Source organism: Chitinophaga sp. 01L420 (assembly GCF_056399985.1).
The window spans coordinates 83,158-103,828 of the sequence record NZ_JBFTSK010000002.1 but is presented as its reverse complement, the minus strand read 5'-3'; the positions used below and the strand labels follow the sequence as shown (position 1 = coordinate 103,828).

Here is a 20,671-nt window from a genome sequence, read left to right as displayed (position 1 = left end):
TCAGATATTCTGCGTTGTAAATCTTCTTATGTAATATGCCAGCAACGGTACATCTGCTTTTTCCAGCGGATGTGCCGTATCCGGTAAAATCGTCAGCTGCGCCAGCGGCAAGGCTTTATACACTTCAATTGTTTCCTGGAAAGACACCATATTATCGTGGTCGCCCATCATCAGCATGCAGGGCGTAACAATCTGCGCATAGTCGGCATGTTTCAGTAAAGACTGATGCCCTAACTCTTCAATGAGCGAAGCGGTGCGGGTTACCACCGTTTTCCAGTCACTGGCAGTATGCCTTTCTTCCAGCACCCGCGCAAATGCCGGCACTTTTTCTTCAATCAATATCGGGTTCAGCTGCCTTACTTCTTTACTGGCCGTGGCTTCATTCCAGTTGTACTTGGTGGCCAGTGTAATCACACGACCGGTTTTTTCGGGATAATGACGGGCCAGGTACATGGCTACATATCCGCCCATGCTATATCCGAAAATATGCACAAAGTCCAGCCCATGGCGCTCCAGGTAGGATAATACTTCTGCTGCAAATACCTGTACACTGAATCCCTGTTCTGAAAAAGGAACGTCGCCATGCCCGCTGAAATTAAGCAGATGCACATCGTAATGTTCCGATAGTTCGGCTGCCAGCGGTTGAAATTGTGAGGTGGCACCTAATGCGCCATGTAAAAAAAGTATGGGGAGTTTATTTGTTTGCATTGACTAAAACTAGCAAACATTTTGGATTCGGGAGGGTGATTATTCAATTATTGGGATATTTTATTGTGATATCTATATAAAACATCCTGATAAGTGAATAATAAAATCATCCGGCCAGGTGTGCACTATCAATAGGATAGTAGCTGCCGGCCTTTTCATCAATATCGCTTAGCACCACACTGGTGCCGTTCTTTGCATATAGTTCTGCCACACACTTGCCAAGGCCCGAACCTGCGCCTGTAACCAGCGCAACCTTGTTTTTCAATCCTTCCATATCAAACATTTTGGCACTTATAAACAATACACCCTTATGAAATGTTCCTCATATTTTTTTATTATGTTTGCATAGATGTTGCCGATTAATTTTCTTCACTTAAGATGTCCCATCATCAAATCATGTTTTTTTAAATACTAGTAATGGAATACAATACCACGCGTAATTACCTGATAATGAAGGAATATGGCAGGAATATCCAGAAAATGGTGGAGTACCTGGTAACCATAGAAGACGACGATGAGCGTCAGCGTAATGCTATGGCGGTAATAGAGCTCATGGGTACGTTGAATCCGCATTTACGTAATGTGGAAGACTTCAGGCATAAATTATGGGATCATATTTTCAATATCTCCAGTTTTAACCTCAAGGTGGAATCCCCTTATCCAATCCCCACCATTGAAAAGCTGAGAGCAAAGCCCGACAAACTTCCTTATCCAAAAAAATATCCCAGGAACCGCCACTTCGGTAAAAACCTGGAAATGATCATAGACAAAGCCCTGCATGAGGAAAATCCTGATAAAAAAGAAGGATTTACCCAATGTATCGGTAACTATATGAAACTGGCCTATACCAACTGGCACAAGGAAAGTGTACACGATGATGCTATCAAGGCAGAGTTGCTGGCCATTACCGATAACCAGCTGGAATACCATCCGGGTCATACTTCACATGTAGCCAGCCCTGCCAGCTTTGGTGGTGGTGGCGGTGGTAATGTGGCCGGAGCAGCTGATCAGTTCCGTTCTACCAAGCGCAAAAGCTTCCAGCAGAATAAATTCAAAAGCAGCAATAATAATAACAGTGGCGGCGGCGGCAAAAGCAGAGATAATAACAATAAGCACAATAACAAATACAACAAAAACAGGAACAAGTGAGTAGTGCTTTTGAAGTAAGAGGCGGCAACCGCTTAAAGGGGGAAATTGTACCCCAGGGTGCCAAAAACGAAGCTTTACAGATCATCAGTGCAGTGATGCTGACCCCACAAAAGGTTACAATCACCAATATTCCGGATATAGTAGATGTGAATCTGCTGATAGAGTTGTTAGGAGATGCAGGTGTAAAAATAAATCGTATAAGTCGCGATACATGCGAGTTCCAGGCAGATGCAGTAGATCTGAAATACCTGGAAAGCCCTGAGTTTAAAAAGAAATCAGGTAAGCTCCGTGGTTCCRTAATGATTGCAGGACCCCTGTTAGCCAGGTTTGGTCGGGCATTTATTCCAAAACCAGGTGGTGATAAAATAGGCCGGCGCAGGCTGGATACCCATATTATCGGTTTCGAAAAGTTGGGTGCCCGCTTTGTGTATGATGCGGATGATAACTATTTCCGTCTGGAAACAGCAGGAGGGCTGAAAGGCACTTATATGCTGCTGGATGAACCCAGTGTTACCGGTACAGCCAACATTGTAATGGCAGCTGTATTGGCAGAAGGAACTACCACTATTTACAATGCGGCCTGCGAACCTTATCTGCAGCAGCTTTGTAAAATGCTCAACCGCATGGGCGCCCGTATCAGCGGGGTAGGATCCAATCTTCTTTCCATTGAAGGTGTAAAAGAACTTGGTGGCTGCGAACACAGCATGCTGCCGGATATGATAGAAATCGGCTCTTTTATTGGCCTCGCTGCGATGACGCAAAGCGAGATTACCATTAAAAATGCCGGTGTCGAAAATCTGGGTATTATCCCGGAAAAATTCCGCCAGTTAGGTATCCAGCTGGAAATCCAGGGCAATGATATTTATATCCCTTCCCAGGATTCCTACGAAATACAAACTTTCCTGGACGGTTCCATTCTTACCATTTCAGATCATCCATGGCCCGGCTTTACACCGGATCTCCTGAGTATTGTGCTGGTAGTAGCCACACAGGCAAAGGGTAGTGTAATGATTCACCAGAAAATGTTTGAAAGCCGCCTGTTCTTCGTGGACAAGCTGATAGATATGGGTGCACAGATTGTTTTATGTGATCCTCACCGTGCAGTGGTGATTGGTTTGGGCCGGCAGCACCCGTTGCGCGGTATTACCATGTCATCTCCGGATATACGTGCGGGTGTGTCTCTCCTGATTGCTGCACTCAGTGCAGAAGGAAAGAGCACTATCCAGAACATAGACCAGATAGATCGTGGCTATCAGTATATCGACGAAAGGTTGAGAAAGCTGGGAGCAGATATAAAAAGAGTATAACAAAGAAAAAGAAAAGAAATATAAGCTCCGCTGCATTTCTAAAAGCTAAAGCTAATGGCTAATAGCTGGCACAACCCAAATTCCAGTAAAACATTTTACCGGTTTTTGGGTTTTGCATTTGAAGTCATCAGCGACATTGATTCTAATATAATAATGGAAAAAAAGATCATCATCGTTACCGCACCTTCCGGCGCAGGCAAGACTACCATCGTAAAAAAATTACTGGCCAATATGCCCGTATTATCTTTTTCTATTTCCGCCAGCACCCGTACCCCGCGTGCTAACGAAGTAGATGGGAAGGACTACTATTTTCTGTCTGCCGATGAATTTCATCAGCAAATAGAGGAAAATGCCTTTGTAGAATACGAAATGGTATATGCCGGTAAGTATTATGGCACGCTGAAAAGTGAACTGGAACGTATCTGGAGTAGCGAGCAGATCCCAATGGTAGACATCGATATAAAAGGTGCATTATCTATTAAAGAAAAATATCACGGCAGTGCACTCACTATTTTCATACAGCCCCCGTCGTTAGATGCCCTGCGGGTAAGACTCAGTGAAAGAGGTACCGAAACCCAGTCTTCCCTGGAGGAGCGCCTGGCAAAAGCCCGCTACGAGCTGTCGTTCTCGCATGAATTTGATCATATTGTGATAAATGATGAACTGGAACAGGCCTATGAAGAAGTAAAAAAGCTGGTAACAGAATTTTTAAATATAAAGTAGCGGCTTGATTGTTGGTTTTCCTAATTCGTTATTTTTGTTAGGATGGACGGATACACAATAATTATTTTGATTTTCCTGGTATTGCTGGCTGGCTTCTTTTCAGGTATCGAAGCTGCATTTGCCAATGTTAATAAACTTAGCATTGAGCTCAAAAAGAAGCAAGGCAGGGCTACTGGTAAAATTTTAGCCGGTTTAAATGAAAATCCCAGTCGTTTTCTGGCCACCAGCCTGGTTGGATTCACGATCACTGTTGTCATTTATGGCATCATGGTAGCAGGTGTTTTTCAACCTGCATGGGATTCCCTGATGAAGCAGCAATCAGAGGCTGCAGGCATGCAACCCCTGGTGATCTTCCTGGAAGTGATACTGGCTACCCTGATTATGCTGTTCTTAGGCTTTTTTGTGCCCAGGGCCATTTTCAGATCCCGGCCTGAAACATTGCTTGGTTTCTTTGCCTTACCGATATCACTGATTGCAAAACCACTCTATGTAATCGGTAATGTACTCGCATCCATATCCGAGTGGATGTTGAAATATCTCTTCAATGTAAGGTTGGTAGAGAATGGTGAATCCTTTACCCGCGTAGATGTAGAGCATTTTATCCGGCAATCACAACAGCATTTTGGTGAAAACAACCAGGAGCTGAATACAGAGTTATTTGAAAATGCGCTCTCTCTTGCGCATGTAAAAATCCGTGGTTGTCTTATTCCACGCAAAGAAATAGAAGCGCTGGAAATACAGCGTCCTATTGGTGATGCCAGGAAAAAATTCATGGAAACAAAGCTTTCAAAAATTGTTATTTATGAAGGCTCCATCGATAATATCCTCGGATACATTCATCAGTTGGACATGTTCAAGGATCCGAAGGAAATCAACAGCATCATTCATCCTATTCTTGCGGTACCGGAAACAATGAGCGCCATAGACTTGCTCAGCAAGTTTAATAAGGAGCGCAAAAGTATTGCATGGGTGGTAGATGAATTTGGGGGTACTGCTGGTATTGTGACTATTGAAGATGTACTGGAGGAAATATTCGGAGAAATAAAAGATGAACATGATGAAGAAGAATTTGTAGAAAAGCAGATTGCTGAAAAAGAATACATTTTCTCCGGCAGATTAGAACTTGATTACTTGAACGAAAGATATGGCCTGGATTTTCCTGAAGATGAAAGTGAAACATTATCAGGATACATCATCAACCATCACGAGACCATTCCGAAGATCAAGGAACGCATTATAATTGACGATTATGAGTTTGATATTCTGAATGTTACGGATACCAGGATCGAAATGGTGAAGATGAAGATGTTGGTATAGACATGACCGTTAAATTGGTTGACTTATCGGATATTAATATGATATAATTATTTCTATAATGTTTGGATTAACGATACAATAACAATTTTGCTAAAACGTTTTTAAAAAAAGTAGTAGGAATTTAACACGGATTGTATACATTTGCTTCAGATGATGTAACACAATGATTTGATTTTTGTTAAAAGGTTGTAAAAAAAGTGTTCCAACATTGATAATAAAATAATTCTTGTTATTTTTGTATTACAATATAAAACGCGACCAGGGATTCTTACTTATTCTGAACGCTTGCCATCAATTAGGTAGGTAGTTTAACTGGAAGCTAAAGACATTCTCGAATTCAACTTTTTTGGGGTTAACAAACAATGGATGAAAGGCCGGCTCTTGATTCTTCTCGGGCTGGCTCTTTTTTTTTCTACTGCTCCATTCCTCTCTTCCTTATTTTTTCTCTTTTTACTTACCGGATCTTCCTTTTTTACGTACCTACTTCTTCGAAGGACGGATAACTACTTAAAGCCACATTAAAATAGGTTACTTTATCATTGCCTACTCTAATTTGTAGTATTCAACCGCTATATTTGTGATCCTTAAGAAGAAACTGTATTCAACATCGTTCGACCGCATAAAGTATGTTAAAGAAATTTTTCGCAAATAATGAGGATAAGGCAGAGATGTCTTTTTTCGACCACCTGGAAGATCTAAGGTGGCACCTCGTCAGATCTGCCCTGGCACTTGTTGTATTTAGCACGTTCGGCTTTATATATACACAGCAAATTCTTGACAATGTTATTTTCGGGCCAACCAACGCAGATTTTCCTTCTTATGTAGCGCTGTGTAAAATCAGCCATTGGGTAGGACTGGGAAATCAGCTCTGTATTACCCCTGTAAAGGTGACATTTTTGAATTACAAGATGGTTGGACAGATTATGCTGCAATTTAAACTGGCGTTTATAATCGGCTTTATTTGTGCCTTTCCTTACATTTTCTGGGAGTTCTGGCGCTTTGTTAAACCAGCCCTCAAGGAGAAAGAGCTGAAAGGAGCCAGAGGCGTTATTTTCTGGGTATCTTTTCAATTCTTCCTGGGAATATGTTTTGCCTATTTCCTGATGGCACCTTTCACGATTAACTTCCTTGCCTCTTACACCGTAACTACCAAAGCGGTTAACCAGTTTTTTATAGATGATTACTTTGATCTGATGACACAGATCGTGTTAGGTATGGGATTGTTGTTTGAATTACCTATCCTGGTATTCTTCCTCACCAAATTAGGCATCCTGACACCGGATTTCCTGCGAGCTTACAGACGCCATGCGATTGTGGTGATCCTGATCCTGGCGGCTATTATTACCCCTCCTGATCTGGTCGATCAGCTGATCGTATTTGTGCCATTATACTGTCTGTATGAAATCAGTATCTTTATATCCAAAAAGGCGCTGAAAGATCGTGAAGACAAGATGACTAAAACCGAAGTAGAAGAGTGGTCTTAATTATCTTTAACTGTAAATAAGTAACTGAAATGGAAAATACTATATTTAATCTTACACTGCCTGTGGCTATTGGCTCAGACCACGCAGGGTTTGAGTATAAAGAAGAAGTGATTTCATACCTGGAATCAAAAGGCTTGCAGGTAAAGGATTATGGTACCCATTCCAAAGATTCTGTAGATTATCCGGATTATGCACACCCGGTATCTACTGCAGTTGAAAGAGGTTTTGCCGCTTTTGGTATCCTGGTTTGCGGAAGTGCAAACGGGGTAGCTATTACAGCAAACAAACACCAGGGCATCCGTGCAGCTATTTGCTGGGGTGCGGAACTGGCAAGACTGGCCCGCTCTCACAACAACGCAAACGTATTGTGTATACCCGCGCGATTTGTAGATATTCCGGTAGCTACGGAGATGGTGGAGATGTTTATCAGCACCCCTTTTGAAGGTGGACGCCACCAGGACAGGGTACGTAAAATGGCCTGCCTGTAAAGGTTTAAAGCCACATATCATTTTTTACTGTAACGAATACACGAAAATGTAGTAATATTAAAGAGCCGGCTATCAACCGGCTCTTTTTTTATTTCAAGGCATGTGATCTGTCAATTAAAAAATGCTCCATGAGAGTTGTTCTTACTGTCATCTGTTTACTCTTTATCACAGCTGCACAAGCGCAGCAAACCACCGCTGTGGAAAATAATACAGCGGCTGTCAGGTATGGAGAAACCATTACGCCTGCTGCCGTGAGCAAACAACTGCATATTATTGCCGGACCAGCCATGGAAGGAAGAGAAACCGCTACACCCGGACAGGCAAAAGCAGCCGCTTATATTATCAGCCAGTTTGAAGCAGCAGGCTTAAAGCCAGGCGCAAATGGTAAGTGGGAACAGCATTATCCATTGTATGAAGACAGTCTTCTCAAAAGCACTATCACCATACAAGACAAAACCTTTTTATACGGACGCGATTTTCTGTCGGACCTGCGCTCAGGCCAGCCGCAGGACGTCAGCGCTACGCGGGTCATCTATGCAGACATGGGAATTGTGAGCACTGATCGTAACGATTATAACCGCCTCGATGTAAAGGACCAGGTAATCATGATCAGAGATGCCGTGAGAAAAGGGCTGCATCGTGATAAAGGCAGCCTGGAAGATAAAATAAGAATCGCGAAAGAAAAAGGAGCCGCCGCCGTACTCATTATCTCACCATCTGCCGGACGTTTCAGCGCATTAAATCAGCAAAAACTCCGGACAACAGGGCTTTACTGGCAAAAAGATACAACGGCGCGTCCGAACGTATACTTTATTACACCTGCGCTGGCATCTGCCATTATGGGTATTGATAATAGTGACAGCCTGCTGGAAGACCTCGATAAAGGAAAAAAGATACCGGCTGAACTTAAAACAAATATTCATATTGTATTTGATAAAGTCGCTACTGTACTGCATCCTTCCAATGTGCTGGCTTACCTGGAAGGCACCGATAAAAAAGAGGAAGTGGTGTTTGTGACAGCGCATTATGATCATCTCGGAAAGGAAGGTGATAAAATTTTTTACGGCGCAGATGATGATGGATCAGGCACCAGTGCGGTAATAGAGATCGCCACGGCGTTTGCCCGTGCGCAAAAGGCCGGTAATGGCCCCCGCAGAAGTATGGTGTTTATGACAGTATCCGGAGAAGAAAAAGGATTGCTGGGATCTCAGTATTATACGGAGCATCCGATTTATCCACTCACACGTACGGTAGCAGACCTGAACATTGATATGATCGGACGCATAGATCCGGCGCATGAAAAAGACACCAATTACCTGTATATCATCGGCGATAATAAACTCAGCTCCGAGCTGCGGCCTATTAACGAAAAAGCAAACGATATCCATACCCATCTTAAACTGGACTATAAATACAACGACCCCAACGATCCGGAAGGCTTCTATTACCGGTCAGATCACTACATGTTTGCACAACATGGCATTCCCATTATTTTCTATTTCAACGGCACGCATGCCGACTATCACGCACCTACAGACACGGTAGAGAAAATCAGCTATGAGCTGCTGGCAAAACGGGCTCGCCTCGTTTTTTATACTGCCTGGGACATTGCTAACCGGGAGCATAAACTGGTGGTGGACAGACACGAAAAGTAAGAAACAGCGTACGCTGCAGTAAGCGAAAAAGCCTGCAAAATAGCGACAGCACTGGCTTTGGGCCTACGAAAAACCTTTTTGTTTATTTTAACAAAATTTTTTAAATTGTGTATAGAGTCTTTATTCTTTAGGAATCAATACATAATTCTTTTTTTGTATTTGTAGAAACGGTGAATGTAGGGATCAGCTGGTGAAGTGTTTTCAGACCATTATTTTTTCGAGAGTCGGGCTCCCCATTAAACATTTTTAACTAAGCTGTTGTTGTTCAATCGGTATTTATAGGATCATGCGATAATTTTTCACTGGTGATGAGAAATCATGCCGGTATTCGCTATCTGTAACCATATAAACTTACCAGTATGAAAACACCTGCCACCTTTTCGATTGAAAGTAAATGCTATTCCACAAGGAGAGCACCCTTGTGTCCTATTGACCGATGTTGTGAGGGAAACACCTAGTATACATGCATTTTTAGAAACCTAGTTTATAGTCCTGGTTGTTCAGAATGTTGGAAAACGGAAACGCTTATTGCACGCAATGGTAAACCCTGCCATGATACAGCTACTCTTTGTGAAACCTTAAACTGAGAATGCATGCATAATTTTTATAACGCTTATTGGTGGATCTTTTTATTGAGAGGAATTTTTGCCCTGGTATTGGGTGTACTGGCCGTTGGTTGGCCTGGCGCCACCTTTGCCACACTGATCGTTTTCATTGGAGCATATCTTTTTATTGCGGGATTCTTTGCCATCATTGGCGCCATTGCTGCCCGCAAAACAACTGAAAACTGGGGCCTTTTTTTATTCTCTGGATTACTGGGCGTTATATTAGGTATCCTCACATTTTGCAATCCGTTTGCTACAGGCGCTGCACTCATTTACCTGATCGCTTTTTGGGCCATGCTGGCCGGTTTGTTTGAATTAATTATTGCTATCAGGTTAAGGAAAGTCACAACCGGTGAAGGCTGGTACATAGCAGGTGGCTTGCTGACAATTATTTTTGGAATTCTCCTGGTCTCAAATCCAGTAGCAGCTGCAGTAACGCTTACCTGGATGTTTGGTATATACGCCATTATCACAGGTATTATGCTCATATCATTATCATTCAGACTGCGCAGCAGGCATTAAAAACGATAGCTAAAAACTAAGATAAGACACCCTGTTTACTATTTTAAACCACCCCATATGCAAGCTTATTCTTTAACTAAAACTATTCCTGATGATTATTGCAACACCTGATTAAGGCACCTGTATCTGCTGCTTTCAGGGTGTTGATACCTCCCTGTTGATTTAAAGCGTTGCAGGTGCCTGACAGTACTCACTGGCTGGAGATCCGGTGACTTACCATTACTGTCGGACTCTTTTCTCCCGGCCCTTCAAAAGGCTGTCGCCGTAGCTAATTATGAATAATTTAAAGTTAACCGTTATGTCATCCACCGAATTTAATAACTTATTACTAGGAAACGCCGATTTTCTGCGCCCATACGCAGTAACCTTGACTAAAGACTCAGAATCAGCCAAGGATCTTTATCAGGAAACACTGTTCAGAGCACTGTCGAACCGTGATAAGTACCTGGCTGGCACTAACATCCGCGCCTGGCTGTATACGATCATGAGAAATATTTTTATTAATAACTACCGCCGCGGCAACCGGCAATACAGATTGCTGGATAATGCGGTAGGAGATTACCTGTTGAGTCATCAGCCATCAGCTATCGGGAATTTTGCAGAGTCAGATCTGCGTGTAAAAGATGTACAAATGGCCGTATACAATCTGCCTGTCATCTTTAAACAACCATTCCTGCTATATTTTGAAGGCTATAAATATTATGAAATAGCGGCTATCCTGAACGAACCTTTGGGAACCGTAAAAAGCCGTATTCACTTTGCCCGTAAAATGCTGAAAACCCGCATTACCAGACACTGATGTACTGTATTGAATAATATTATTGAAACTTTTCAGATTTTTGGATAGCAGAAGTCTGCAAACTCTCAGCAAGACCGTTGTCAGCTGCTGCTAAAAGTACTATGAACACCCGGTAGTAAGCTTAAGATTGTTAGTAATACCATGCTGTATTATCTGTCTGTTTCCGCAGATAAGCGGCATTTATGCTGTATGCTCGTTTGCGGACTTCCGTTATCCGGTCCCTTCCGGAAAACCCCATGTATCTTCTCCCTAATTTCGCCTATACACCCAATTCTTTGTTAAATAACCATTTATTATTGAGGAAAATGTACAATTACCGGTTTTAAACCGTTATTTAGCATACACATATTCAAAATATTTCCGGATATCCTACACTATCTGTATGCCGGGTCCAACAATGCTTATATGCCGAAAGTAACTTTTAACAACAAGAATGCTATGTTCTTTCCAGCGCTGAAATCCGCTGTGGAGGACTATTTTAAGTCAAATAACATCAAGAAAACAGGTAATTGGAAATTATATCTTAAAACGGCTATCCTTATTCCGGTAGCCATTGTGTTGTATATTTCGGTATTATTTACAGCAATGCCAGCGGCTATCTCGGTAACTTTATGCGCTTTACTGGGCTTTGTACTGGCAAGTATCGGTTTTAATGTGATGCACGATGCCTGTCATGGCAGCTATTCTACCAACAGCAAAGTAAATGATACACTGGGCCTTACTCTGAATGCATTGGGTGGCAACGCCTTTATCTGGAAACAGAAACATAACATTATTCACCATACTTACACCAACGTAGACGGTTTAGATGACGATATCGCAAAAAGCCCGCTGATGAGACAATGCAGCTCCCAGAAATGGGTGCCTATGCATCGTATCCAGCATATTTACGTAATACTGGTATATGCCATCTCTTCTTTTGCATGGGTGTTTATCATGGACTTCGTAAAATACCTGGGCCGCAAAGTATACACTACACCACTGCAACCTATGAACCTCACGGATCATATGATTTTCTGGGGTAGCAAAGTATTATACCTGGTATTTTACATTGCGCTTCCTATCTACCTGGTAGGCGTGCAAGCCTGGGCTATCGGCTTTGCAGTGATGCACGTTGTAATGGGCTTTACCCTCGCTATTGTATTCCAGCTGGCGCACGTGGTAGAAGAAACAGAATTTGAAGCAGTAGGAGAAGATGCTAAAATGATTGAGAATGAGTGGGCTATTCACCAGATCAAAACCACCGCTAACTTCGCACCCGGTCATAAACTGATTTCCTGGTTCGTAGGTGGACTGAATTACCAGGTAGAACACCACCTGTTCCCACGTATCAGCCATGTACATTATCCTGCCCTCAGTAAAATAGTGGCAGCGAAATGTCAGGAACATAATTTGCCTTACAACTCCATTCCTACTATGCAGGGAGCTGTTGTATCACACTTTCGCTTTATGAAAGCACTGGGCGCAAAACCATAAAGCAGTTAGCGTTTAGCAGTTAGCTTTTAGCAAAAATGCAGCGGAGAACATAGGTTCTTCGCTGCATTTTTGCTAAAAGCTAACTGCTAAACGCTAATCGCTATTTGTAATTTATTCCTTTGCTCCTTTTTCGTACTTTTACACCCTTCTGGAATACTACATCTTTCTACATATAAATAAAATATAAACAGCAGTCGTGATGAAGGCAAATTATTTAGACGAGCTTAACGAACAACAGCGGGAAGCAGTAATACATATCAACGGCCCTTTGATGATTGTAGCAGGCGCCGGTTCGGGAAAAACCAAGGTGCTTACCACCCGTATAGCACACCTGATGCGGAATGGCGTGGATGCGTTTAATATTTTATCACTCACCTTTACCAATAAGGCTGCCCGTGAAATGAAAGAACGTGTGGAAAAGATACTCGGTGGCAGCGAAGCCCGTAATCTTTATATTGGTACCTTCCACTCCGTGTTTGCCCGACTGCTCCGCGCAGAAGCACACCGGCTCGGCTATCCGAACGACTTCACCATCTACGATTCTGATGACGCCAAAAGTGTAATCAAAACAATTATCAACGAGCTCAATCTCGATGATAAACACTATAAACCAACCTTCGTATACAACCGTATCTCTGCTGCCAAAAACAGCCTGATGGGACCGGATGAATACCAGCTGGACAACCTGGTACAGCAGGAAGATATGCGCGCCAACAGGCCGCTTATCGGCAAGATCTACGACATGTACGCCAAACGTACCTTTAAGAACGGCGCCATGGACTTCGATGACCTGCTGTTTAAAATGTATATCCTGCTTAAATCATTCCCGGAAGTACTGCATAAATACCAGCACAAGTTTAAGTACATCATGATCGATGAGTACCAGGATACCAACCCTGCTCAGTATGAGATCATCAAATTACTGGGTGCTGTAAATGAAAATATTTGTGTAGTGGGAGATGATGCACAAAGTATCTATTCCTTCCGCGGCGCTACGATAGAAAATATCCTCCAGTTTGAAAAAGACTATGATGATGTGAAAGTGGTGAAACTGGAACAAAACTACCGCAGTACAAAATCTATCCTGAATGTAGCCAATGAAGTGATTGCGCACAATAAAGGACAAATAGAAAAAAATCTCTGGACAGATAATACAGAAGGTGATACCATCAAACTGGTACGCACCATGACAGATAACGAAGAAGGTAAATTTGTAGCAGATACCATTGCAGAACAAAAGCTGCGGAATCACTATGATAACCGCGATTTCGTTATCCTCTACCGTACCAATGCCCAGAGCCGTTCCTTTGAGGAAAGCCTGCGCCGTAAGGCTATTGCATATCGCATCTTCGGCGGTTTGTCGTTCTACCAGCGTAAGGAAATCAAGGACTTCGTAGCCTATCTCCGCGTTACCATGAACACCCGTGATGAAGAAAGTCTGAAAAGGATCGTCAATTATCCGGTGCGTGGTATTGGTAAAACAACCATTGAAAAAACAATCATCCTGAGCAATGAACACAACATCACCATGTGGGAGGTGCTGGAAAGAGCCAGGGAGTTTGGTTTCAAAGGAGGTACCGTAGAAGCCATTGAGGCTTTTGTGRTCATGATCAAAAGTTTTCAGGCATCACTTACCAATCATAATGCGTATGATGTAGCAGTGATGGTAGGTAAATCCACCAACTTAGTAAAAGAATTATTCAACGATAAAACTACGGAGGGGCTTGCCCGTTATGAGAACGTGCAGGAATTACTGAACTCCATTAAAGAGTTTACTGAAACCCCCGATGAAGAAGGTGAGTTGCTCGATAAAAGCATGGGTTCCTATCTCCAGCAAATTACCCTGCTGACGGATGCTGACCAGGGTACCGATGAAAACAGCGATGTGGTGAAACTGATGACCATTCACGCGGCGAAAGGACTGGAGTTCCCGGTTGTATTCACCGTAGGACTGGAAGAAACATTGTTTCCCAGTGGTATGTCTATCAACACGCGGGAGGAACTGGAAGAGGAAAGACGTTTGTTTTATGTAGCCATTACCCGCGCAAAAGCACGCTTATGGCTTACCTATGCTAATAGTCGTTACCGTTTTGGGAACCTGGTGCAAAATGAGCCCAGCCGCTTCCTGGAAGAAATGCCGGAGAAATTTATAGACCGCAGTTATGCCGGTGGAGGTAGTGTGCGCAACGCCTTTGGTGGTGGCAATACTTCCGGCTGGAGTAACAGCAATAATATGTTTGACCGCATTCAGAAGAAAACGCCTGCGCAACAATCGCAGCCTGTTGCTCAGAAGCCTGCTGCCAAACCTACTTTTTCAGGGGCTACCACCCACGTGCCTTCTGATAACTTTACCCCGGATGATCCGGCAGGTATGGAACCTGGCATGCAGGTAGAACACCAGAAGTTTGGTTTTGGTACCATCGCTGCAGTGGAAGGTGCACCCAACAACAGGATTGCCACCATCATATTCCCTAAAGGCGGCGGCGAAAAGAAAATCATGCTTAACTATGCTAAGCTGAGAATTGTGAGATAGGATAACTATCAGCCATTAGCGGTTAGCTGTTAGCATTTTGTGCCAAGGCTGACTTAAAGCTGATGGCAGATTTTTTTTCACTAATCTTCTGGTTAATCACTAAAAGCTAACAGCTAAATGCTAAGCGCTATATTAAAACTCCGGCAGTTTTGCGCCTACCAGGAACGGAGTCACCAGGAAACCAAATACAAATGCCTGGAGCTGGGATTGAGGGGAAATGAGGTAGACGAAGCCATTGCCGAATTGATAGCCGAAAACTTCCTCAATGAAGAACGATTTGCCAAAGCCTATGCCGGCGGCAAATTCCGTATCAAACAATGGGGGAGGAAAAAAATCCTCATGGAGCTGAAACAGAAGCAGGTGTCTGCGTATTGCATCAAAAAAGGGATGGAAGAAATTGATCCGGATGACTATGCTGCAGTTCTGCTGAAGCTTACGGAGAAAAAATACGAGTCGCTGAAGGGCGAAATCCCGATGAAGCGTAAGTATAAAACAATGCAATACCTGTTGCAAAGAGGCTTCGAATCTGAGTTAATAAATGATGCGCTTGAACAAATCGCAAATAAAGCCGTATAAGCAGGCAATAATTTGAAAAGTTTCTAATCAGTCAGGCCGTAATTTTGTGATCACAATAACCGACAATGTCAGATCTGAAAGTAACACTCATACAGTCGCAATTGCACTGGGAAGATAAGGAAGCTAACCTCCGCATGTTTGATGAGAAAATCAACAGCATCAAGGAAAAAACTGAGGTGGTTTTTTTACCGGAAATGTTTAGCACCGGTTTTAGCATGCAGTCATCACTCCTGGCTGAAACTATGGATGGTAGCGCCGTACAGTGGATGAAGAAAAAGGCGGCAGAGAAAAATATTATTATCACTGGTAGCCTGATCATTGAAGAAAACGGTCAATACCTGAACCGCCTGGTGTGGATGCTTCCTAACGGCACTTATGGTACTTATGATAAGCGGCACCTGTTTGGTTATGCTGGTGAGCAGGATCATTACCAACCTGGTGATAAGCGCCTGATAGCGCAGGTAAAGGGCTGGAAAATCAATCTGAGTATCTGTTACGATCTGCGTTTCCCGGTATGGGCACGCAATAACATCCAGGCGGATACCAACGAACCGGCTTATGATGTGCTGGTAAACGTAGCCAACTGGCCGCAAAGGCGTAAAACTGCCTGGACCACCTTGTTGCAAGCCCGTGCTATTGAAAACCAATGCTTTGTGATTGGTGTCAACCGGGTAGGTAACGATGGAAAAGAGATCTACCACAGTGGAGAATCAAGCCTGATTGATCCGATGGGGGAGATCATTTACCGCAAGTCTGATGACGAAGATATTTTTACGTATACCCTTCAACGTGAGCGTCTCACAGAAGTAAGGAAGAATATTCCTTTTCTGAAAGATGCGGACGCCTTCACGATTTTGCCAAAAGGATAAGCCAATGCGGCCCTTGACAGGGCTGCGTGCTCCGGTACGGTAAACCCATCCGCATTAGTCCATCCGCTTTAATCTAACAGCTAATAGCTAAAGGCTAACAGCTGGAAAGGCGATAAATTATATAAAAATGCTCCTGCAATCCGTCCATCACATCGCTATTATTTGTTCCGATTACGCCCGTAGTAAAACATTTTATACCGATGTGCTGGGGCTGCAGGTAATACGTGAAGTGTACCGGGAAGAACGGGATTCCTGGAAACTGGACCTCGCATTGGGCAACCAGTACATTATTGAATTATTTTCTTTCCCCGATCCACCGGCGAGGGTAAGTCGCCCGGAAGCCGCCGGTTTACGCCATCTGGCCTTTGCAGTCGCTGATATTGACCGTGCGGTGGCACAGCTACTGCAAAATGGGGTTACTACAGAACCTATACGCATCGATCCTCATACCCAGCAACGATTTACATTTTTTGCAGATCCCGATGGGCTGCCTTTAGAGCTATACGAAGTTAATTCACACCCGTAAAATTTTATTGTATGTCAGTCACCTTCATCAACGCAAGGATATTTACCGGCGAGGAGATATTGGAAGATCATGCTGTGAGCACTCATGAGGGTAAAATTACCAGCATCAGGCCGCATGCAGAAAGAGAGGCAGCAGGAAATGAAATTGACCTGCAGGGCGCGTTACTGGCACCAGCTTTCATTGACTTACAGATTTACGGTGGAAATGCACATGTATTTTCCCTGTACCCTTCTGTTACTTCCCTGGCAGCTACAGTTGCTTACAGTAAAGGTGGGGGAGCTGCCTGGATCATGCCCACAGTGGCTACTATTGGTCCTGAAGTAATGCTGGATGCTATGAAAGCGATAAGAGCATATTGGGAGCAGGGCGGACAAGGAGTACTTGGATTACACCTGGAAGGTCCTTTTATGAATCCGGCCAAAAAGGGCGCGCACCTGGAACAATATATACATTCACCTACGCAGGAAGATATTAACTGGATACTGGAAAACGGCAGAGATGTGGTGAAGATCATGACGCTGGCGCCGGAATGCTGTGACCCGGAGCTGGTACGACAATTAGCTGCTGCCGGTATTGTGATATTTGCCGGTCATAGTAACGCTACTTACGCCCAGGCCTATACGTCATTTGATAATGGTATTCACCATGCCACCCATCTTTTTAATGCCATGTCGCCACTGGAAAGCCGTGCACCGGGTATTGTGGGCGCCATTTATGATCATCCGCTTGTATCCGCCAGCATAGTAGCTGATGGCGTACACGTAGACTTTGCATCTATCCGTATCAGCAAAAAAATAATGAAGGACCGTCTGTTTCTGATTACAGACGCAGTAGAAGAAAATAGAGATAAGGAAGCCGGCTACATCTATATCCGGGAAAAGGATCGTTATGTAAGCGCTGGCGGGGTATTGTCCGGATCCTGCTTAACTATGACCAAAGCGGTTCGTAATTGTGTGGAGCAGGTAGGTATTCCGCTGGAGGAGGCATTGCGTATGGCTTCCCTTTATCCGGCGCGTGCAATAGGCCGTGAGCAGGCTTTAGGCCGCATTGCTGTGGGCTACGATGCGGCACTGGTGGCAATTGACTCAAACTGGGATACTACAGTATACTGTTAATAGCGCTATCTTCGCAGGATTAATAATACTGTATATCCACATGAGTGCACTAACTCGCTTCTTTAGAAAAGACCGGTATAAAAATCTGTTCCTGCTAACCTGGCTGGTGCTGGGCCTTTTACAGGCCTGCTTCTCCGAGTTATGGGATGATGAAGCCTATTATTGGGTGTATTCACGTCACCTCGACTGGGGTTACTTTGATCATCCGCCTATGATTGCCTTGTTGATCAAAATAGGATACGGTATTTTTCATAACGAACTGGGTGTGAGATTGCTGATCGTATTTGTGAATACACTCACCCTATGGATTACGGCGCGGCTCATCGCTTCCAAAGACAATAAACTGTTTTACCTGCTCATAGGTAGTATGGGCGCCATGCAAATAGGCGGGATTCTGGCGGTGCCGGATGTGCCTCTGATATTTTTTGCCGCCATCTATTTCTGGGTATACCGCAATTTCGTAAATGAACAAACCTGGAAGAATACCATCCTGCTGGGACTTTCCATGGCATTGATGTTTTACAGCAAGTACCATGGTATATTGCTGGTCTTTTTCACATTATTATCCAATATCAACCTGCTGAAGGTATTTAAGTTTTATGTGGCGGTGATCATTACTACACTGCTGTTCTTACCACATATTTACTGGCAGTATACACATGGTTTCCCTTCTCTGCAATATCACCTGGTAGACCGCAATGCATCTTCCTATGATATCAGTTTTTCGCTGGATTACCTGGGCGGGCAACTCTTGCTATTCGGACCTTTACTGGGCTGGCTGATATTATACTATGCTTTTCGTAGTCCTATACAGAACTCATTTGAGCGGGCACTTAAATTTTGTGTGGTAGGTGTGCTGTCATTTTTCCTGCTTAGCACCTTCAAAGGCAGGGTAGAGGCCAACTGGACGGTGATGCTCTTTACGCCGGTGGTAATCCTGGCGCATCAGGCGATTGTAAGAAAAGGCTTATCGCAGAAATGGCTGCTTTATACGTTGCCGGTTACACTATTGCTGGTATTGGTGGTAAGGGTGTATATGATCTGGGACTTTATGCCCGGAATGGAAATAAGACCGGAAATACATCATAACCGCGAATGGACGTCGGCTGTAGCCGCGCGTGCACAGGGTAAACCGGTAGTATTTGTAAATAGTTATCAAAAGCCCTCGAAGTATATGTTTTATACCGGGCAGTTATCCTATAGCCTTAACAGCAGGTATTCCCGCAGAAGTCAATATAATTTCTGGAATACTGAAACGGAGTTATGGGGTCAGCCGGTGATGGTGGTATTTGATCCTGGTACCGGCATTCCGATTACCGACAGTCTGAAAACCACACAAGGCACCTGGGACTATAATATCCAGAACGATTATTATTCTTACTCACTTATACAGTTAAAGCCGGCATTGAAAACCATTAAGGCAAAGCGTGGTGAACATGTGAATGTCATCCTGCAGCCTACGAATGATTATCATCAGCCAATCCGGTTAGATAGAACCAATGAGCCAGTGCTGGGTTATGGGTTTATGATGAAAGATGAAGCCCTGCCTCCGGTAAAGTCTACTATGACGCTGGAAAAGGCTGTGCTGCGCCGGTTAATTAACCTGGAAGTGGTGATGCCGGATAAACCGGGTAAGTATCAGCTGAAGTTTTCTGTTTTTGCAGGAGATATGCCGCCGACGCACAACAGTCCGGTCATACCTGTAGAGATAGTGCGATAGCTTTTAGCCATTAGCTTTTAGTAAAAATGCAGCGGAGATCTCCGCTGCATTTTTACTAAAAGCTATTGTTGAAACGCGTTCCATCCTTGTGCAACCAGTTTAAATTTGTTGCCTCCTTTGGTATGGATATGTGCTCCTTCTGTGATATCGGTCATGTAGCCAATTACGCTGATCTGTTCATTGAGTACAATTTTATCGTAGTCCTGTTGTTTCATGGTAAACAGCAGTTCGTAGTCTTCTCCGCCACTCAGTGCGCAGGCAGTAGGATCGAGGCCGAACTTCATGGCTATTTCCTTGCTTTCCTGTGCAATAGGAATTTTATCTTCGTATAATACCACGCCAAGGTTGCTTTGTTTGGCGATGTGGAGTATTTCAGAGCTGAGTCCATCGCTTACGTCCATCATGGCTGTAGGCAGAATATCTTCCTGTTGGAGGAATTCTATGATGTCTTTACGGGCTTCCGGCTTCAGTTGTCGGCCAATGATATAGGTTTGGTCTTCCAGGTCTGGTTTTACTGTGGGGCTTTCGAGATAGATTTTTTTCTCTCTTTCCAGCAGGGTAAGGCCCAGGTATGCAGCACCGAGGTCGCCGGTAACGCAGAGCAGATCACCTTTTTCAGCGGTAGATCTTTTCACGAAAGTATCGGGGGTTACTTCGCCGATGGCAGTAACGCTGATCACGAAGCCTTTTTGTGAGTTGCTGGTATCGCCGCCCACCAGGTCTACGCCGTATTTTTCGCAGGCAGCATATACGCCCTCGTAAAATTCGTTGAGTGCTTCCAGGGAGAAGCGGTTGGAGAAAGCAATGCTCATTGTAATCTGGGTGGGAGTGGCGTTCATCGCATAGATGTCTGAGATGTTCACCACTACTGACTTATATCCCAGGTGTTTCAGCGGGGTATACATCAGGTCAAAGTGGATGCCTTCTACCAGCATATCTGTGCTGATGACTGTTTGTTTACCAAAATGGTCAATAACAGCTGCATCATCGCCCACACCTAATATGGTGCTGGCATTTTGTATTTCTATGTTCCTGGTCAGATAGTCGATTAATCCGAATTCTCCCAGGTCCTGTATTTCTGTTCTTTCCTCTTCCATCT

19 protein-coding genes are annotated in these 20,671 nt (G+C 43.8%); 16 read left to right on the top strand and 3 right to left on the bottom strand.

Annotated features, from left to right (window positions below):
* Both AC1DP6_RS02130 and AC1DP6_RS02125 read right to left on the bottom strand, forming a co-directional pair.
* Nucleotides 1-708: an alpha/beta fold hydrolase gene (locus tag AC1DP6_RS02130; RefSeq protein WP_477053372.1), complete on the bottom strand. Its 708-nt coding sequence runs from the start codon at nucleotides 706-708 to the stop codon at nucleotides 1-3.
* A 106-nt stretch (nucleotides 709-814) separates the two neighbouring features.
* Complete coding sequence (locus tag AC1DP6_RS02125) at nucleotides 815-982, bottom strand: SDR family NAD(P)-dependent oxidoreductase (RefSeq protein ID WP_477053371.1); 168 nt, start codon at nucleotides 980-982, stop codon at nucleotides 815-817.
* A gap of 143 nt (nucleotides 983-1,125) precedes the next feature.
* On the opposite strand from AC1DP6_RS02125, the gene AC1DP6_RS02120 reads away from it, so the two are divergent.
* The 16 genes from AC1DP6_RS02120 to AC1DP6_RS02045 all read left to right on the top strand — a co-directional run bounded on the left by AC1DP6_RS02120 (nucleotide 1,126) and on the right by AC1DP6_RS02045 (nucleotide 19,572).
* On the top strand, nucleotides 1,126-1,857 hold the full coding sequence (locus tag AC1DP6_RS02120) for a DUF4290 domain-containing protein (RefSeq protein WP_477053370.1): 732 nt from the start codon (nucleotides 1,126-1,128) through the stop codon (nucleotides 1,855-1,857).
* On the top strand, nucleotides 1,854-3,164 hold the full coding sequence (gene murA, locus AC1DP6_RS02115; protein ID WP_477053369.1) for a UDP-N-acetylglucosamine 1-carboxyvinyltransferase: 1,311 nt from the start codon (nucleotides 1,854-1,856) through the stop codon (nucleotides 3,162-3,164). Before AC1DP6_RS02120 ends, murA begins: the two co-directional genes overlap by 4 nt.
* A gap of 54 nt (nucleotides 3,165-3,218) precedes the next feature.
* A complete protein-coding gene (gene gmk / locus AC1DP6_RS02110) occupies nucleotides 3,219-3,887 on the top strand; it encodes a guanylate kinase (RefSeq protein ID WP_477053368.1) in 669 nt (222 codons plus the stop codon).
* Between the two features lie 42 nt (nucleotides 3,888-3,929).
* A complete protein-coding gene (locus tag AC1DP6_RS02105) occupies nucleotides 3,930-5,204 on the top strand; it encodes a hemolysin family protein (RefSeq protein ID WP_477053367.1) in 1,275 nt (424 codons plus the stop codon).
* Between the two features lie 626 nt (nucleotides 5,205-5,830).
* On the top strand, nucleotides 5,831-6,688 hold the full coding sequence (gene tatC, locus AC1DP6_RS02100) for a twin-arginine translocase subunit TatC (protein WP_477023612.1): 858 nt from the start codon (nucleotides 5,831-5,833) through the stop codon (nucleotides 6,686-6,688).
* 29 nt (nucleotides 6,689-6,717) lie between these two features.
* Complete coding sequence (gene rpiB / locus AC1DP6_RS02095) at nucleotides 6,718-7,176, top strand: ribose 5-phosphate isomerase B (RefSeq protein ID WP_477023611.1); 459 nt, start codon at nucleotides 6,718-6,720, stop codon at nucleotides 7,174-7,176.
* 128 nt (nucleotides 7,177-7,304) lie between these two features.
* On the top strand, nucleotides 7,305-8,831 hold the full coding sequence (locus AC1DP6_RS02090; RefSeq protein ID WP_477053366.1) for a M28 family peptidase: 1,527 nt from the start codon (nucleotides 7,305-7,307) through the stop codon (nucleotides 8,829-8,831).
* A gap of 593 nt (nucleotides 8,832-9,424) precedes the next feature.
* Complete coding sequence (locus tag AC1DP6_RS02085; protein WP_477053365.1) at nucleotides 9,425-9,958, top strand: HdeD family acid-resistance protein; 534 nt, start codon at nucleotides 9,425-9,427, stop codon at nucleotides 9,956-9,958.
* Between the two features lie 298 nt (nucleotides 9,959-10,256).
* On the top strand, nucleotides 10,257-10,757 hold the full coding sequence (locus AC1DP6_RS02080) for an RNA polymerase sigma factor (protein ID WP_079471211.1): 501 nt from the start codon (nucleotides 10,257-10,259) through the stop codon (nucleotides 10,755-10,757).
* Nucleotides 10,758-11,162: 405 nt separating this feature from the next.
* The gene (locus AC1DP6_RS02075; protein WP_477053364.1) at nucleotides 11,163-12,233 is read left to right on the top strand and encodes a fatty acid desaturase family protein; all 1,071 of its coding nucleotides are present in this window, start codon (nucleotides 11,163-11,165) and stop codon (nucleotides 12,231-12,233) included.
* Nucleotides 12,234-12,432: 199 nt separating this feature from the next.
* Nucleotides 12,433-14,766, top strand: coding sequence for an ATP-dependent helicase (locus AC1DP6_RS02070; RefSeq protein WP_477053363.1), 2,334 nt, complete (start codon nucleotides 12,433-12,435; stop codon nucleotides 14,764-14,766).
* A 117-nt stretch (nucleotides 14,767-14,883) separates the two neighbouring features.
* Nucleotides 14,884-15,342 carry a regulatory protein RecX gene (locus AC1DP6_RS02065; RefSeq protein ID WP_441577753.1) on the top strand — a complete coding sequence of 153 codons (459 nt, stop codon included), beginning with the start codon at nucleotides 14,884-14,886 and terminating at the stop codon, nucleotides 15,340-15,342.
* Between the two features lie 65 nt (nucleotides 15,343-15,407).
* Nucleotides 15,408-16,211: an amidohydrolase gene (locus AC1DP6_RS02060; protein WP_477023607.1), complete on the top strand. Its 804-nt coding sequence runs from the start codon at nucleotides 15,408-15,410 to the stop codon at nucleotides 16,209-16,211.
* A 127-nt stretch (nucleotides 16,212-16,338) separates the two neighbouring features.
* A complete protein-coding gene (gloA2, locus tag AC1DP6_RS02055; protein ID WP_477053362.1) occupies nucleotides 16,339-16,737 on the top strand; it encodes an SMU1112c/YaeR family gloxylase I-like metalloprotein in 399 nt (132 codons plus the stop codon).
* An 11-nt stretch (nucleotides 16,738-16,748) separates the two neighbouring features.
* A complete protein-coding gene (gene nagA, locus AC1DP6_RS02050; RefSeq protein ID WP_477053361.1) occupies nucleotides 16,749-17,852 on the top strand; it encodes an N-acetylglucosamine-6-phosphate deacetylase in 1,104 nt (367 codons plus the stop codon).
* A 40-nt stretch (nucleotides 17,853-17,892) separates the two neighbouring features.
* The gene (locus AC1DP6_RS02045; RefSeq protein ID WP_477053360.1) at nucleotides 17,893-19,572 is read left to right on the top strand and encodes an ArnT family glycosyltransferase; all 1,680 of its coding nucleotides are present in this window, start codon (nucleotides 17,893-17,895) and stop codon (nucleotides 19,570-19,572) included.
* A 62-nt stretch (nucleotides 19,573-19,634) separates the two neighbouring features.
* Here the strand turns inward: AC1DP6_RS02045 and thiL are convergent, their stop codons facing one another.
* Entirely contained in the window at nucleotides 19,635-20,669 is a 1,035-nt protein-coding gene (thiL, locus tag AC1DP6_RS02040) for a thiamine-phosphate kinase (RefSeq protein WP_477053359.1), read from the bottom strand.
* Nucleotides 20,670-20,671 lie beyond the last annotated feature (2 nt).